Annotated in this window: 11 protein-coding genes; all 11 read right to left on the minus strand. The window is 36.3% G+C overall.

What is annotated here, in order from left to right; genetic code table 11:
• Positions 1 to 114: 114 nt before the first annotated feature.
• The 11 genes from codY to ACFSY7_RS07210 all read right to left on the minus strand — a co-directional run bounded on the left by codY (position 115) and on the right by ACFSY7_RS07210 (position 13,478).
• Positions 115 to 894, minus strand: a complete 780-nt coding sequence (gene codY, locus ACFSY7_RS07160) for a GTP-sensing pleiotropic transcriptional regulator CodY (protein ID WP_020189437.1) — start codon at positions 892 to 894, stop codon at positions 115 to 117.
• Positions 895 to 971: 77 nt separating this feature from the next.
• Positions 972 to 2,366 (minus strand): ATP-dependent protease ATPase subunit HslU, encoded by a 1,395-nt coding sequence (gene hslU, locus ACFSY7_RS07165; protein ID WP_020189436.1) that lies wholly within the window; start codon positions 2,364 to 2,366, stop codon positions 972 to 974.
• Positions 2,363 to 2,908, minus strand: a complete 546-nt coding sequence (gene hslV, locus ACFSY7_RS07170; protein WP_044527260.1) for an ATP-dependent protease subunit HslV — start codon at positions 2,906 to 2,908, stop codon at positions 2,363 to 2,365. The genes hslU and hslV overlap by 4 nt, the downstream gene beginning before the upstream one ends.
• 27 nt (positions 2,909 to 2,935) lie before the next feature.
• Entirely contained in the window at positions 2,936 to 3,832 is an 897-nt protein-coding gene (gene xerC / locus ACFSY7_RS07175) for a tyrosine recombinase XerC (protein ID WP_380147381.1), read from the minus strand.
• A gap of 256 nt (positions 3,833 to 4,088) precedes the next feature.
• Entirely contained in the window at positions 4,089 to 5,399 is a 1,311-nt protein-coding gene (gene trmFO, locus ACFSY7_RS07180; RefSeq protein WP_020189433.1) for an FADH(2)-oxidizing methylenetetrahydrofolate--tRNA-(uracil(54)-C(5))-methyltransferase TrmFO, read from the minus strand.
• A gap of 307 nt (positions 5,400 to 5,706) precedes the next feature.
• A complete protein-coding gene (gene topA / locus ACFSY7_RS07185; RefSeq protein WP_380147382.1) occupies positions 5,707 to 7,794 on the minus strand; it encodes a type I DNA topoisomerase in 2,088 nt (695 codons plus the stop codon).
• 93 nt (positions 7,795 to 7,887) lie between these two features.
• Complete coding sequence (gene dprA / locus ACFSY7_RS07190; protein WP_380147383.1) at positions 7,888 to 8,772, minus strand: DNA-processing protein DprA; 885 nt, start codon at positions 8,770 to 8,772, stop codon at positions 7,888 to 7,890.
• A 73-nt stretch (positions 8,773 to 8,845) separates the two neighbouring features.
• Positions 8,846 to 9,766 (minus strand): succinate--CoA ligase subunit alpha, encoded by a 921-nt coding sequence (gene sucD, locus ACFSY7_RS07195; RefSeq protein WP_020189430.1) that lies wholly within the window; start codon positions 9,764 to 9,766, stop codon positions 8,846 to 8,848.
• Between the two features lie 17 nt (positions 9,767 to 9,783).
• Positions 9,784 to 10,944: an ADP-forming succinate--CoA ligase subunit beta gene (gene sucC, locus ACFSY7_RS07200; protein WP_020189429.1), complete on the minus strand. Its 1,161-nt coding sequence runs from the start codon at positions 10,942 to 10,944 to the stop codon at positions 9,784 to 9,786.
• A 156-nt stretch (positions 10,945 to 11,100) separates the two neighbouring features.
• Positions 11,101 to 11,397: an EscU/YscU/HrcU family type III secretion system export apparatus switch protein gene (locus ACFSY7_RS07205; protein WP_380147384.1), complete on the minus strand. Its 297-nt coding sequence runs from the start codon at positions 11,395 to 11,397 to the stop codon at positions 11,101 to 11,103.
• Positions 11,394 to 13,478, minus strand: coding sequence for a hypothetical protein (locus ACFSY7_RS07210; RefSeq protein ID WP_380147385.1), 2,085 nt, complete (start codon positions 13,476 to 13,478; stop codon positions 11,394 to 11,396). Before ACFSY7_RS07210 ends, ACFSY7_RS07205 begins: the two co-directional genes overlap by 4 nt.
• Between the last annotated feature and the right edge of the window lies 1 nt (position 13,479).

Raw genomic sequence — 13,479 nt, forward strand, 5'->3', positions numbered from 1 at the left:
TGGTAATTCCCAATTTATACATAAAAATAGAGAAGGTGATGTCAAATTCGACATCACCTTCTCTATTAAAGGCTGGAATTTTCACTTATGTCCCAGCCTCTTTCAATTTAATAATTAACGCATTTTGATTTCTTCTAAAGCAGTAAGGAATTTATTGTTTAAAACTTTAATATAAGTTCCTTTCATACCTAGAGAACGTGATTCAATAACCCCAGCAGATTCTAGTTTACGTAAAGCATTTACAATCACAGAACGTGTAATACCAACACGGTCAGCAATTTTAGAAGCAACTAATAGACCCTCTGAACCATCTAATTCTTCAAAGATATGTTCAATTGCTTCAAGTTCTGAATAAGAAAGTGAATTGATAGCCATTTGTACAACTGCTTTTGAACGTGCTTCTTCTTCAATTTCTTCCGCTTTTTCACGTAGAATTTCCATACCTACTACTGTTGCGCCATATTCAGCTAATACTAAATCTTCATCTTCAAATGAGTTTCCGATACGACCAAGTACTAATGTACCTAAACGTTCTCCACCACCAACGATTGGAACGATAGTTGTTAAACCATCTTTGAATGTATCTTTATTTTCTACAGGGAATACTGTATGTTCATCATCGATACCTATGTTTGCAACTGTTTCTTGAAAATCATATAAATTTTTAGTATATGCTTCTGGGAAACGACGTTCTTCAAACATTTTTTTAATACGTTCGTTTTCGATTTGTTGATTAATTGTAAGACCTAATAGTTTACCTTTACGACTTACGATATATACATTACTATCAATTACTTCGCCAAGTGTTTCTGACATTTCTTTAAAGTTCACAGGCTTACCAGCTGACGCTTGAAGCATTGAGTTAATTTTACGAATTTTTGCTAATAAATTCATTTTAAAAGTGTTCCTCCTGATTGAATTGTCCTTTATTTACGGAATATTCAAAAGTTTTTATACATTTCAATTATAAACTATAAAATAAACTCTGACAAATCTTTGTTCTTAACGATTTTTCCGAGCTTACTGTTCACATACTGAGGTGTAATATCAATATGTGCTGGTGCGATATCAGAAGCCTCAAATGATAGGTCTTCTAATAGTTTTTCTAAAATAGTGTGCAAACGACGAGCACCGATGTTATCAGTATTCAGATTTACTTCCATCGCGATATCTGCTAAACAATCGATGGCTTCGTCGGTAAATGCAATTGCAATACCCTCTGTTTCAAGTAATGCTTGATATTGTAAAATTAATGAATGATCTGGTTCTTTCAAAATTCGTACAAAGTCTTCTTTCGTTAATTTTTCTAATTCAACACGAATTGGAAAACGACCTTGTAATTCTGGAATTAAATCAGATGGTTTTGACATATGGAAAGCACCTGCTGCAATAAACAGCATAAAATCTGTGCGTACAGTACCATATTTCGTATTTACTGTTGAACCTTCTACAATTGGTAAAATATCTCGCTGTACACCTTCTCTAGATACACCAGGTTGACCACCATTATTACCTCTAACTGCGATTTTGTCGATTTCATCAATGAAAATAATACCCATTTGTTCAGAACGACGAACAGCTTCTTCAGCTACCTCATCACTATCAATAAGTTTATTCGCTTCTTCAATCGTTAATACGCGGCGCGCTTCTTTTACTTGTAAGCGGCGTTTTTTCTTTTTCTTTGGCATCATACTAGACAATAAATCGCCCATACCTGTGCCATTCATATCCATACCAGGCATTCCTGGCATCATCATCATGCTCATTTGTTCTTCAACTTCAACAGTGACCCATTCGTTTTCAAGTTTTCCGGCAGCTAAATCTTCAGCAATTTGGGAACGTTTAACACGGACTTGTGTATCTTCCGTTGTATCTTCATCCTCCTCTTGTTGATTGCCAAAAAACATTTCAAAAGGATTCGCCATATTTGGTTGTTTATTTTTGCGCATGCTTGGAACTAAAAGTTTAACAATTTGTTCATTCGCTAATTTCTCAGCTTGATCATGAACTTCTTCTTGTTTTTCTTCTTTTACAAGACGATTCGCAACTTCTACTAAATCTCTGACCATTGATTCTACATCTCGCCCTACGTAACCAACTTCAGTAAATTTTGTTGCTTCCACTTTTAAAAATGGCGCTTTTACTAACTTAGCGATACGACGTGCAATTTCAGTTTTACCAACACCCGTTGGTCCAATCATTAAAATATTTTTAGGAATCACTTCTTCGCGCATTTCTTCTGATAAACGTTGGCGACGATAGCGGTTGCGTAAGGCTACTGCTACAGATTTTTTTGCCTCTGTTTGGCCAACAATATAGCGATTTAAGTATTCAGTCATTTGTTTTGGTGTTTGTTGTATTGTCATACGTCTAAATCCTCCACAATGATATTATGATTTGTAAAAACACAAATATCTGAAGCTGTTTCTAAAGAAGCTTTTGCAATTTCTTTAGCAGTCATATACTCTCCAGCGTGTTTTTGCAATGCTCTACCTGCTGCAAGTGCGTAGTTCCCACCTGAACCAATTGCTAAAATCCCATCATCTGGCTCAATAACTTCTCCTGAACCAGAAACAAGAAGTAACGTTTCTTTATTCATGACAAGTAATAATGCTTCAAGCTTCTGAAGCATTTTATCTCCACGCCATTGTTTCGCTACCTCTACAGCAGCTCGCTGTAAATTTCCATTATACTCTGTTAATTTGCCTTCAAACATTTCAAATAATGTAAAAGCATCTGCCACAGAACCAGCAAAACCTGCTAGTACTTGACCATTGTATAAACGACGAACCTTACGAGCAGTATTTTTCATAATAACTGATTGGCCTAATGTTACTTGACCATCACCAGCCATTGCACTTTGGCCTTTATGTTGAACTGCAAAAATAGTTGTTGCGTGCATTTGCATATCCACAATCTTCACTCCTCTTTATCATTACGCTCTCGGATGAGCATTCATATAAGTATTTCGAAGATGTTCTTTCGTTACATGTGTGTAAATTTGCGTAGAAGATAACGAAGAGTGTCCAAGTAATTCTTGGACTGTTCTTAAGTCCGCTCCATTATTCAACAAATGCGTAGCAAATGTATGACGTAACATATGCGGATATATCACCCCGTGCATCTCTGCCTTTTTCAGCATTTCGTTTAAAATATAACGAACGCCACGTGATGTTAGTTCCCCACCACGCATATTTACAAATAATTTACTATGTGGCTGATTCATCAATGGTGTGCGCACTTCATTTATATAACGCACAATAGCTTCATGAGCATAATGACCAAACGGTACATACCGTTCCTTTCTCCCTTTCCCCATGACACGTACAATATCCAATGATAAATCAACATCTTTTACTGTTAATGATGTAAGTTCACTCACGCGAATCCCCGTTGCATATAGCAATTCTAAAAGTGCTATATTCCGCAACGACTTTACATCATCCCCTTCATTTCTCTCAAACAAATTCGTTAATTCTTCCTCATAGAAAAAGCGCGGTAAGCGGCTTTCTTTTTTCGGATGATATAACGCTTGGAATGCAGCATCATCCAATTGATACTCTTTATTTAAAAAGCGGAAAAACGAACGAATCGCAGAAATCTTTCGTGAAATCGTCGCACGCGCTTTTTGCTCATCATATAACTGTGTTACATATAATCGCGCATGAAGATACGCTACTCTTTCTAAATCTTCGACACCTTCTTGTTTTAAAAATTCAAAAAAGTAATATAAATCTTTTTCGTAATTTAAAACAGTTGAAGACGCGTAATTTTTCTCAAGTTTAATATATGCTATAAACTCATTAAGCGCTTGAATCTTCTGAATCTCCATTCGAACACCTCACATCGAGCAATCTATCTTTATTCTCTCATTGTCTCACTATTAAATAAAGCGAGAAGGCTCTAAGCAAAACATAGATTGTACTTATTTTCTGTCAATTCGTGACGATTTTTTGAACAACCTATTACTAAGTGAAGGTATCTTACTTGAAGCATTAAAAAAGCCCTTCAAAGTATAACAACTTTAAAGGACCGAATCAAATTTATTTCTAGAGAATACAATTGTGTACCATAGAAAGATTATCGAATTAAAGTACAGTTGAATCTTTAAATTGCTTTAATGCAGCTAACGCACGAGCTGCATGACGTTCGCCACGTTCTTGTTTTGATTTAATGCGTTCTCCTAGTTCAGGGAATAAACCAAAATTCACATTCATTGGTTGGAAATGTTTTGCATCTGCTTCAGTAATATAGCGCGCCATACTACCAAGAGCTGTCTCTTTAGGGAAGATTACAAGTTCTTGCTCTAATGCCATATGTGCTGCATTAATCCCTGCCACTAACCCTGCTCCAGCTGATTCTACGTAACCTTCAACGCCTGTCATTTGACCTGCAAAGAATACAGTTGGTTGTGCCTTTAGTTGATATGTTGGAGCTAATACTTTGGGTGAGTTAATGAATGTGTTACGATGCATAACACCATAACGTACAATTTCAACATTTTCTAAACCTGGGATCATTCTAAATACACGTTTTTGTTCGCCCCATTTTAGATGTGTTTGGAAGCCTACAATATTATAAAGTGTGCCAGCTGCATCATCTTGACGAAGTTGAATTACTGCATATGGACGTTTGTCTGTTTTAGGATCTTCAAGACCTACTGGTTTCATTGGTCCGAATAACATTGTTTTTTCGCCACGTTCAGCCATTACTTCAATCGGCATACAACCCTCGAAGTATTTTTCTTTTTCAAATTCTTTTAGTGGAGCTTTCTCCGCTCCGATTAGTGCTTCACGGAAAGCATAGAACTCTTCTTTATTCATTGGGCAATTTAAATATGCTGCTTCGCCTTTGTCATAACGTGATTTTAAATATACTTTATCCATATCAATTGAATCTTTTTCAATAATTGGTGCTGCTGCATCATAGAAGTATAAATAATCTTGACCTGTTGCTTCACGTACTTTTTCAGCTAATGCCGGTGATGTTAATGGACCTGTTGCAATAACCGTAATACCTTCTGGAATTTCTGTTACTTCTTCGTTAATCACTTCAACATTTGGATGATTTTTTACCTTTTCAGTAATATATCCTGAGAATTCGTGACGATCAACTGCTAATGCGCCACCTGCTGGTACTGAACAATTATCTGCCGCATCAATAATTACTGAATCTAATTGGCGCATTTCTTCTTTAATTACGCCAACAGCATTTGTTAAAGAGTTTGCACGTAATGAGTTTGAACATACAAGCTCTGCGAATTTATCTGTATGGTGCGCTGGAGTTTGTTTTACTGGACGCATTTCATATAAGCGTACCTTTACGCCACGTTTTGCGATTTGCCATGCTGCTTCACTACCAGCAAGACCTGCTCCGATTACATTTACGATTGGTGTCATGTTACATACCTGCCTTTTTTTCTTTTGCGTTTTTCGCAATATAAAATTCATTTTAACAGTACACTAAATAAAACGCTACTATGTTTTACCAAGAGAATCATTGTTTAGGATAGAACTGTTTTATCACATAGTAGCAGTTGCTCACTTTTTTTCATAATTAAAAAAGCGACTGAAACACAATTGTAGCTCATTTCAGTTTATTGGTGCACAAAAAAAGGAATCACGCGTCAGCACGATTCCCTCTTTTATTATGCTTATATGTTTAAGCTGAGCTTTCCCTTTTGGCCTAGCTTCTTACATAGCACTCTTATTTTTCAACTGTTTCTTCTTTATAATCACATTCTGTACATTGTACTTGTGTGCCTTTTTTAACTTTCTTCTCAACTAATAAATGGTCACCTTTTGGACATTTACGAGCAATTGGTTTATCCCATGATACGAAATCACATTCTGGATAACGATTACAGCCATAAAAGACACGTTTCGTTTTGCTCTTACGTTCAACAATTTCGCCTTCATGACAAGTCGGACATTTCACACCGATTTCTTTTATAATCGCTTTTGTGTTGCGACATTCTGGGAAATTACTACATGCCATAAACTTACCGTAACGACCAAGTTTGAATACCATTGGATGGCCGCACAGTTCACAATCTTCACCAGCAGGTTCATCTTTGATTTCAACTTTTTCCATTGCAACTTCAGCATGTTTTAAACTTTTTTCAAAATCTTGATAAAAGGCATCAATGATTTTAACCCATTCTATTTTGCCTTCTTCAATACTATCCAAATCTCGTTCCATTTTTGCCGTAAATTCAATATTAATAATTTCTGGGAAAAATTCATTTACTAATGAATGAACGATTTCACCAAGCTCTGTTGGTACAAAACGCTTCGTTTCAAGCGTCACATAGCCACGCTTTTGAATCGTATCTAGCGTTGGCGCATAAGTTGATGGTCGACCTATACCTAGCTCTTCTAAGGTTTTTACTAACCGCGCTTCAGAAAAACGTGGTGGTGGTTGTGTAAAATGTTGTTTCGGCGCAATTTCAAGGCTTTTAACAATATCGCCTTCTTGCATCGGTGGTAACAATTTATCTTTTGATTTATCTTCTTTCGAATCGTCATTACCTTCAATATAGACTTTCATAAAGCCTGAAAATTTTACATGTGATCCTGTTGCACGGAATGTAATATCTCCATTAATTAAATCAGCTGTTACGGTATCTAATACTGCTGGTGCCATTTGGCTCGCAATAAAACGTTCCCAAATTAGACGATACAGACGCAATTGATCACGTGATAACACTGCTTTTAATTGATCTGGATGACGTAATGTAGATGTTGGACGAATCGCTTCGTGCGCATCTTGTGCTTTCTCAGATTTTTTAGCTTGTTGTGAAACAGGCGTTGTATATTCTTCACCATATGTTTGCTCAATATAACTAAATGCTTCTTTTTTTGCTGTTTCTGAAATACGCGTAGAATCCGTACGCATATAAGTAATTAAACCTGTAATACCTTCTTTTTTACCTAGGTCAATCCCTTCATAAAGTTGCTGCGCTAACATCATTGTTTTCTTTGCGCGGAAATTTAACTTACGCGCAGCTTCTTGTTGAAGAGAAGAGGTTGTAAATGCCGCCGCAGCATTACGCTTACGTTCACGTTTTACAATTTTTGTAACTTTGAAATCTTCACCGTCTATTTGTTTTAAGATTGCATTTACTTCTTCTTCATTTGTTAATTTTACTTTGTCAGTGCCTGTGCCATAAAATAATGCATCAAATTGTTTTTTGTCCTTTTCAAATTGTGCATCGATTGTCCAATATTCTTCTGGTTTAAAATTATTGATTTCATTTTCACGGTCAATAATTAAACGTAAAGCAATAGATTGAACGCGACCTGCAGATAACCCTTTTTTGACTTTCTTCCATAGTAATGGGCTAATGTTATAACCTACTAAACGGTCTAAAATACGGCGAGCTTGCTGTGCATCAACTAAATCCATATCAATTGGACGCGGATGTTTAAAAGATTCTTTAATCGCATCTTTTGTAATCTCATTAAAGACGACACGACAATCCGAATCTTTATCAATATTTAATGCTGTAGCTAAGTGCCAAGCAATTGCTTCCCCTTCACGATCTGGATCGGCTGCGAGAAAGATTTTTTTCGCTTTTTTTGCTGCGTTTTTTAAATCTTGTAAGACAGGGCCTTTACCACGAATCGTAATATATTTCGGTTCGTAGTTATTTTCCGTATCAATACCCGTTTGACTTTTCGGTAAGTCACGAACATGACCTATAGAAGCTTTTACCTTATATTTTTTTCCTAAATATCGCTCGATTGTTTTGGCTTTCGCGGGCGATTCTACAATAACTAGATAATCTGACATGTGATTTCCCCCTTATGAGAGGTGAAGTTTCTTATTGAAAACAAATACCTGTTGCAAAATGTATAACAGAAATCCAAGTTTTGCAACCATTTTTCATTTCAAAAATAAAAAATCGGCCATTTCTTCAAGGATTTGAGAGCCATTCCATACAAGCGTAGCACCCTCTGAGGCCAATTTATGGGGTAATTCAGAGAGTGGTGACAAAATATTTCCAGGAAGCACAAAAATTGAGCGTCCGTGCTCTAATCCATAGTCAACTGTCGATAAAGTGCCACTCTTTTTTTGAGCTTCTGTCACAAGAATTCCCCAACTTATCCCACTAATCAATCGATTTCTCATTGGAAATTGCCATTTTTTTGGCCCCATATACGGTGGATATTCGCTAATCAGTAATTGTGTTTGACTCATCACTTTTATTAATCCCTCATGTTCCTTAGGATAAACATGTTGAAATCCATAGCCTAATACACCAATTGTAGCCCCTCCAAGCGTAATTGTCACATCATGAGCCATTTTATCAGCTCCTCTTGCCAAACCGCTTACAACGACAAATTCTTCGTTTAAAAGTGGTGGCAGTAAATGTTCTAGCGCATCTTTTGAATATTGAGTTGCTTTTCGAGATCCTACAACGGCAATTCTCCGTTCATTTTGTAAAATATTTATGTTTCCCTTTGTATAAATAACACTCGGTGGATCATAAATATGGCGCAAATTTTTAGGATAGGCTGCATCAAAAAAAGTAATCGGGATGATTTTTTGTTGTTTATAATATGAAGAAAAAGAAAAATGTCTATGTGCATTTAAAAAATGTTGTAATTTTAAGGCTTTTTGAGGTGTAATTTTGAGGAGTTTTGATAGTTGCATAGAAGAAATTTTTTCTAATGATTCGCATGATAACAAGGGCCATAAACGATTGATAGAAGCAGGCATAACATAATGTAATGCTAGTAAAAATTCTTTTAGTGATTGTTCGAACATACTTTTCATCCTCTCTTAAAAACACAAAAAGGACCGCGTATATAACGCGATCCCGATTTATTTATTTTAAAAATTAAACATGTTGTTTTTCAGCATGTGTTTTTACTTGATCGTAAAGACCTTGCTCTTTTACAACTTTAATAAATGTTTCACCAATTGTTGATGGTGTAGGAGCAACTTCAATACCTGCTGCGTTCAGTGCTGCGATTTTATCCGCTGCTGTACCTTTACCACCTGAAATAATTGCACCAGCATGACCCATTCGTTTGCCTGGAGGTGCTGTTTGACCAGCGATAAATGCAACAACTGGTTTTGTCATATTGTTTTTTACGTATTCAGCTGCTTCTTCTTCCGCTGTACCACCAATTTCACCAATCATAACAACACCTAATGTTTCTGGATCAGCTTCAAATTCTTTTAATACATCGATGAAATTTGTACCATTTACAGGGTCTCCACCAATACCAACTGCTGTTGTTTGACCAATACCTGCTGTTGATAATTGATGTACCGCTTCATAAGTTAATGTACCAGAACGTGATACAACACCTACATGGCCTTTTGTATGAATATATCCTGGCATAATACCAATTTTACATTCATCTGCTGTAATAACACCTGGGCAGTTCGGTCCGATTAAACGTGTTTTCTTGCCTTCCATATAACGTTTTACACGAACCATATCTAATACAGGAATATGTTCTGTAATACAGATAACCATATCTAATTCGGCTTCTACAGCTTCTAAAATTGAGTCAGCTGCAAAACGTGCTGGTACATAAATTACTGATACATTACATCCCGTTGCGTCAACAGCATCTTTTACAGTATTAAATACTGGAACACCTTCAACTTCAGTGCCGCCTTTACCTGGTGTAACGCCCGCTACGATTTTTGTACCATATTCAAGCATTTGTTTTGTATGGAAAAGTGCAGTTGAACCAGTAATACCTTGAACAAGCACTTTTGTATCTTTATTAATGAAAATACTCATGTTTATTCCACCCCTTCTTAGCCTACAAGCTCTACGATTTTTTGTGCGCCGTCTGCAAGTGATGCTGCTGCTACGATATTTAATGTTGAATTTCGTAGAATTTCTTTACCTAACTCAACATTTGTACCTTCTAAACGAACAACAAGTGGCACTTCTAAACCTAGTTCGCCTGCTGCCGCTACAACACCTTCTGCAATAACATCACATTTCATAATACCACCAAAAATATTAACGAAAATACCTTTTACATGTGCATCTGAAAGGATGATTTTAAATGCTTCTTTAACTTTCTCTGCTGTCGCGCTACCACCAACATCTAAAAAGTTTGCTGGACTGCCGCCGTAGTAACCGATTGTATCCATAGTTGCCATCGCAAGTCCGGCACCATTTACTAAACAACCAATTGAACCTTCTAGTGGAATATAGCTTAAATCATGTTTTGATGCTTCAATTTCTTTCGGATCTTCTTCATCGTAGTCCCGTAGTTCTACTACATCTGCATGACGATATAGACTATTACCATCAAAGTTGAATTTCGCATCTAATGCGATAACTTCATCCCCATTTGTTACAACAAGTGGATTAATTTCAACAATAGATGCATCTTTTTCGATGAATGTTTTATATAAACCTAGGAAAAGGTCTGCTGCTTTATTTATCAAATTATTCGGAATATTAATATTAAATGCAAGACGTCGTGCTTGGAAAGCTGTAAGGCCGACAATCGGATCCACCACTTCTGTGAAGATTTTTTCAGGTGTTTCTTCCGCAACCTCTTCGATATTCATACCGCCTTCTTCAGATCCCATTAATGTGACACGAGAAGTAGCACGGTCAACGAGTAAACTTACGTAATACTCTTTTTTAATATCTGAGCCTTCTTCTATGTAAAGGCGCTTGATTTCTTTACCTTCTGGACCAGTTTGGTGTGTCACCAATACTTTACCTAAAAGTTCTTTTGCATATTGTTCTACTTCGTCTAGTGATTTTGCGATTTTAACACCGCCTGCTTTACCACGCCCCCCAGCATGGATTTGAGCTTTCACTACTACTACCTCGGTGCCTAATTCTTTAGCTGCTTTCACCGCTTCTTTTGGTGAAAATGCAACGATACCTTTAGGAACCTTTACCCCATTTTGACGAAGAATCTCTTTCCCTTGATACTCATGGATATTCATGAAACTTCCTCCCATCTCTTTGTAAAACTTTCTGTTACCTATTTCATTGTATATAAAATATTCTGAACTGTCTATGTTTTATACTACAATATCTTTTATATTTTCTATAAAATTCTTCTTTAGACACAAAATCCGCTAAATTTCGCACCACGAAATTTAGCGGATTTTTTTTTGAACACCATCATATGTACGTTCTAATCGATAAATAAAAGCAAAAACCTCTGCAACTGCTTGGTACAATTCTTCAGGTATCGATTCATTTAAGTCCAATTGTCCAAGTAATTGAACAAGTGAGGGGTCTTCTTGAATTGGAATGTCATGCATTTTTGCCTGTTCTAAAATATTTTCAGCAATTTTCCCTTTACCTTTTGCCAGGACTTTTGGTGCTCCACCATCAGTTGGATCAAAACTTAATGCAACTGCCTCATGTCTTTTTTCATATTGTTCCGTCATATGCGCAAATCAACACCGCCTTCTCCATTAGTTGTTGTTGCATGAAAAATTGGTTTCACTTCTTTTTCCACACGTTCAAATGATTTTATTAAAACACCTGATAACTTATAATCATGTGTTTGTAATCCTTTTTCTAATGACTCACGTAGCGGTTCTGCAAATAATGCTAGATCTTGTTTTTCATTATACACAGTTACAGTAACTACGCGACTTTGAACTTGCATATCAATAATTGTTTCCTCTAGTGAAGCTAAATCTAAATAGAACATAACACGTGCATAATCCGTATCAATTTTACTATTCTTTTTCATACGTCCATTCCATTGCAAAGTTGCATCAGTTTGTCTACCAAATAATTCAAGAGGTACTTGCATAATCAATTGATGTTGTGGTCCATTCTCACCCGATAAAAAATGCATTCCATTCATACGAGATATGATATTTTCCGCTGCTTGACGTGTTGCAGAATGCGCTGATTCATCTTGTAATAGCGCCATTAATTGCGGTTTTAATTGTTGCTGCAATTGTTCTAAATTTGTCTCTTTATTATTTAAATTTGCTTCATAATTAAGTCCTAAATTTTGTAAGGTATGCCGTAAGATCGTTTCAAACGCTTTTCCATTCAGCTGCTGTTGTAATTGTAATTCAGTATTTTGCAATAGTTGCTGTGCTGTAGCATTTACATTTTTTGTTGTTTGATACGTTAGTGCTTCTAATGCTTCATCCATTAGCTTCGGTTGAACACCTAATAATTGCATCAATTGTGTTTTAGTTTGTTGTGACGCATTTTGTTGAAAAGGCTGTTGCTGTAGTTGGTCACTATAGTCTTTTACTAATTCTTGCTGAACTAGTTTAGCCAGATTTTGAATAGATTGTGCCGTTGCTGGCGTCGTATTAAATTTTTGGACCAATGTTTGGATAGCTTCTTTTGTAGCTACAGATAATTGCGTATCTTGATTCACAGATTGTGTTAATTGTGTTAAAACAGGTGCTATATTTGTTGATTTTGTTTGTACTACAGCCGTTAATAATTGTGCTGGCGTTAAAGAATCTGCTGTTTTCATTGCATTCGTCGTCGCTGTATTTAATTGAGCCGTATACGTATTCGTCGGTGAAATCTGCACCCGATTTAATGCTGTTATAATCGCTTCTTTGGAAGCTGTATTTAATCCTGTGTGATTTAAAACAGCCTGCTGTAATCCTATTCTAGCTTCTACATTTTGCGGACTTTGTTGAACAAGTTGTAACGCATTTTGTAGCGTCTGTGTTGGATTAGCATCAACTTTCCCTAAGGCGCCTGATAAGAAATTCATCATATTGGCATTTTGAGGTAATACGCCTGCTTGACGAAGCATAGATAACATCGCTTGTTTTGTTGACGCATTGGTTGCAGTAGAAATTAGACTATCTAGCATTTTCGCTAGCATTATACTACCTGTTTCAATCGCTAATGGTTTCTCCAAACGCAATAAACTATTTAATAATGTATCTTTAAGTGTCGTACTTAATGTTGCATCATTTTGAATCAATTGTTGCAAGTTATTTAATGCTGCCTGGAATCCTGTTTTAGCACCACCTTGAACAATCGCTTGCAATGAACTTTCTGTCATCGGTAGTTTTAATTGAACAATTTTGGATAAAGCATCTAGCGCTTGTGTCGTTGGAATCGTTGTGGCTCTCAACACTTGCTCTGCTTGAATAAGTTGTTCGCGTGACATTGGTACATCATTTTTCAAAAATTGCTTTACAATTTGCTGCATTTCTTTTGAATCCGGTAAATCCATGCTATTTATTAATTGTAGCGCCTGTTGTGACGCTGATTGTGACGTTAAGGGCCCTGAAACTACTTTTAAGGATAAATTAGGTGAAATAACCGTCACTTGAAAGAAATGCGCGTCACCGGCTTTTAATGGCGTTTCAAGTTGTGCCATCATTTTTTGATTCCCTACTTGAATTTCAACTTTCTGGTCCGGGTACAATTTTGTAATTGTGCCATGTAACACTTGTCCTTCTTTTACAACAACAGCTTGTTGTGTTGTTTGCATTTGTGACTGCTGTACATTTACACCTGTTAAATTCATC

The sequence above is a fragment of the Kurthia populi genome (assembly GCF_042686175.1).
Taxonomy (GTDB): domain Bacteria; phylum Bacillota; class Bacilli; order Bacillales_A; family Planococcaceae; genus Kurthia; species Kurthia populi.

Coding starts and splice junctions, on each gene's coding strand:
- xerC (WP_380147381.1), bottom strand. CDS start 3,832: ATGGAGATTCAGAAGATTCAAGCGCTTAATGAGTTTATAGCATATATT.
- hslV (WP_044527260.1), bottom strand. CDS start 2,908: ATGCAAATGCACGCAACAACTATTTTTGCAGTTCAACATAAAGGCCAA.
- hslU (WP_020189436.1), bottom strand. CDS start 2,366: ATGACAATACAACAAACACCAAAACAAATGACTGAATACTTAAATCGC.
- topA (WP_380147382.1), bottom strand. CDS start 7,794: ATGTCAGATTATCTAGTTATTGTAGAATCGCCCGCGAAAGCCAAAACA.
- trmFO (WP_020189433.1), bottom strand. CDS start 5,399: ATGACACCAATCGTAAATGTAATCGGAGCAGGTCTTGCTGGTAGTGAA.
- ACFSY7_RS07210 (WP_380147385.1), bottom strand. CDS start 13,478: ATGAATTTAACAGGTGTAAATGTACAGCAGTCACAAATGCAAACAACA.
- ACFSY7_RS07205 (WP_380147384.1), bottom strand. CDS start 11,397: ATGACGGAACAATATGAAAAAAGACATGAGGCAGTTGCATTAAGTTTT.
- codY (WP_020189437.1), bottom strand. CDS start 894: ATGAATTTATTAGCAAAAATTCGTAAAATTAACTCAATGCTTCAAGCG.
- sucC (WP_020189429.1), bottom strand. CDS start 10,944: ATGAATATCCATGAGTATCAAGGGAAAGAGATTCTTCGTCAAAATGGG.
- sucD (WP_020189430.1), bottom strand. CDS start 9,766: ATGAGTATTTTCATTAATAAAGATACAAAAGTGCTTGTTCAAGGTATT.
- dprA (WP_380147383.1), bottom strand. CDS start 8,772: ATGTTCGAACAATCACTAAAAGAATTTTTACTAGCATTACATTATGTT.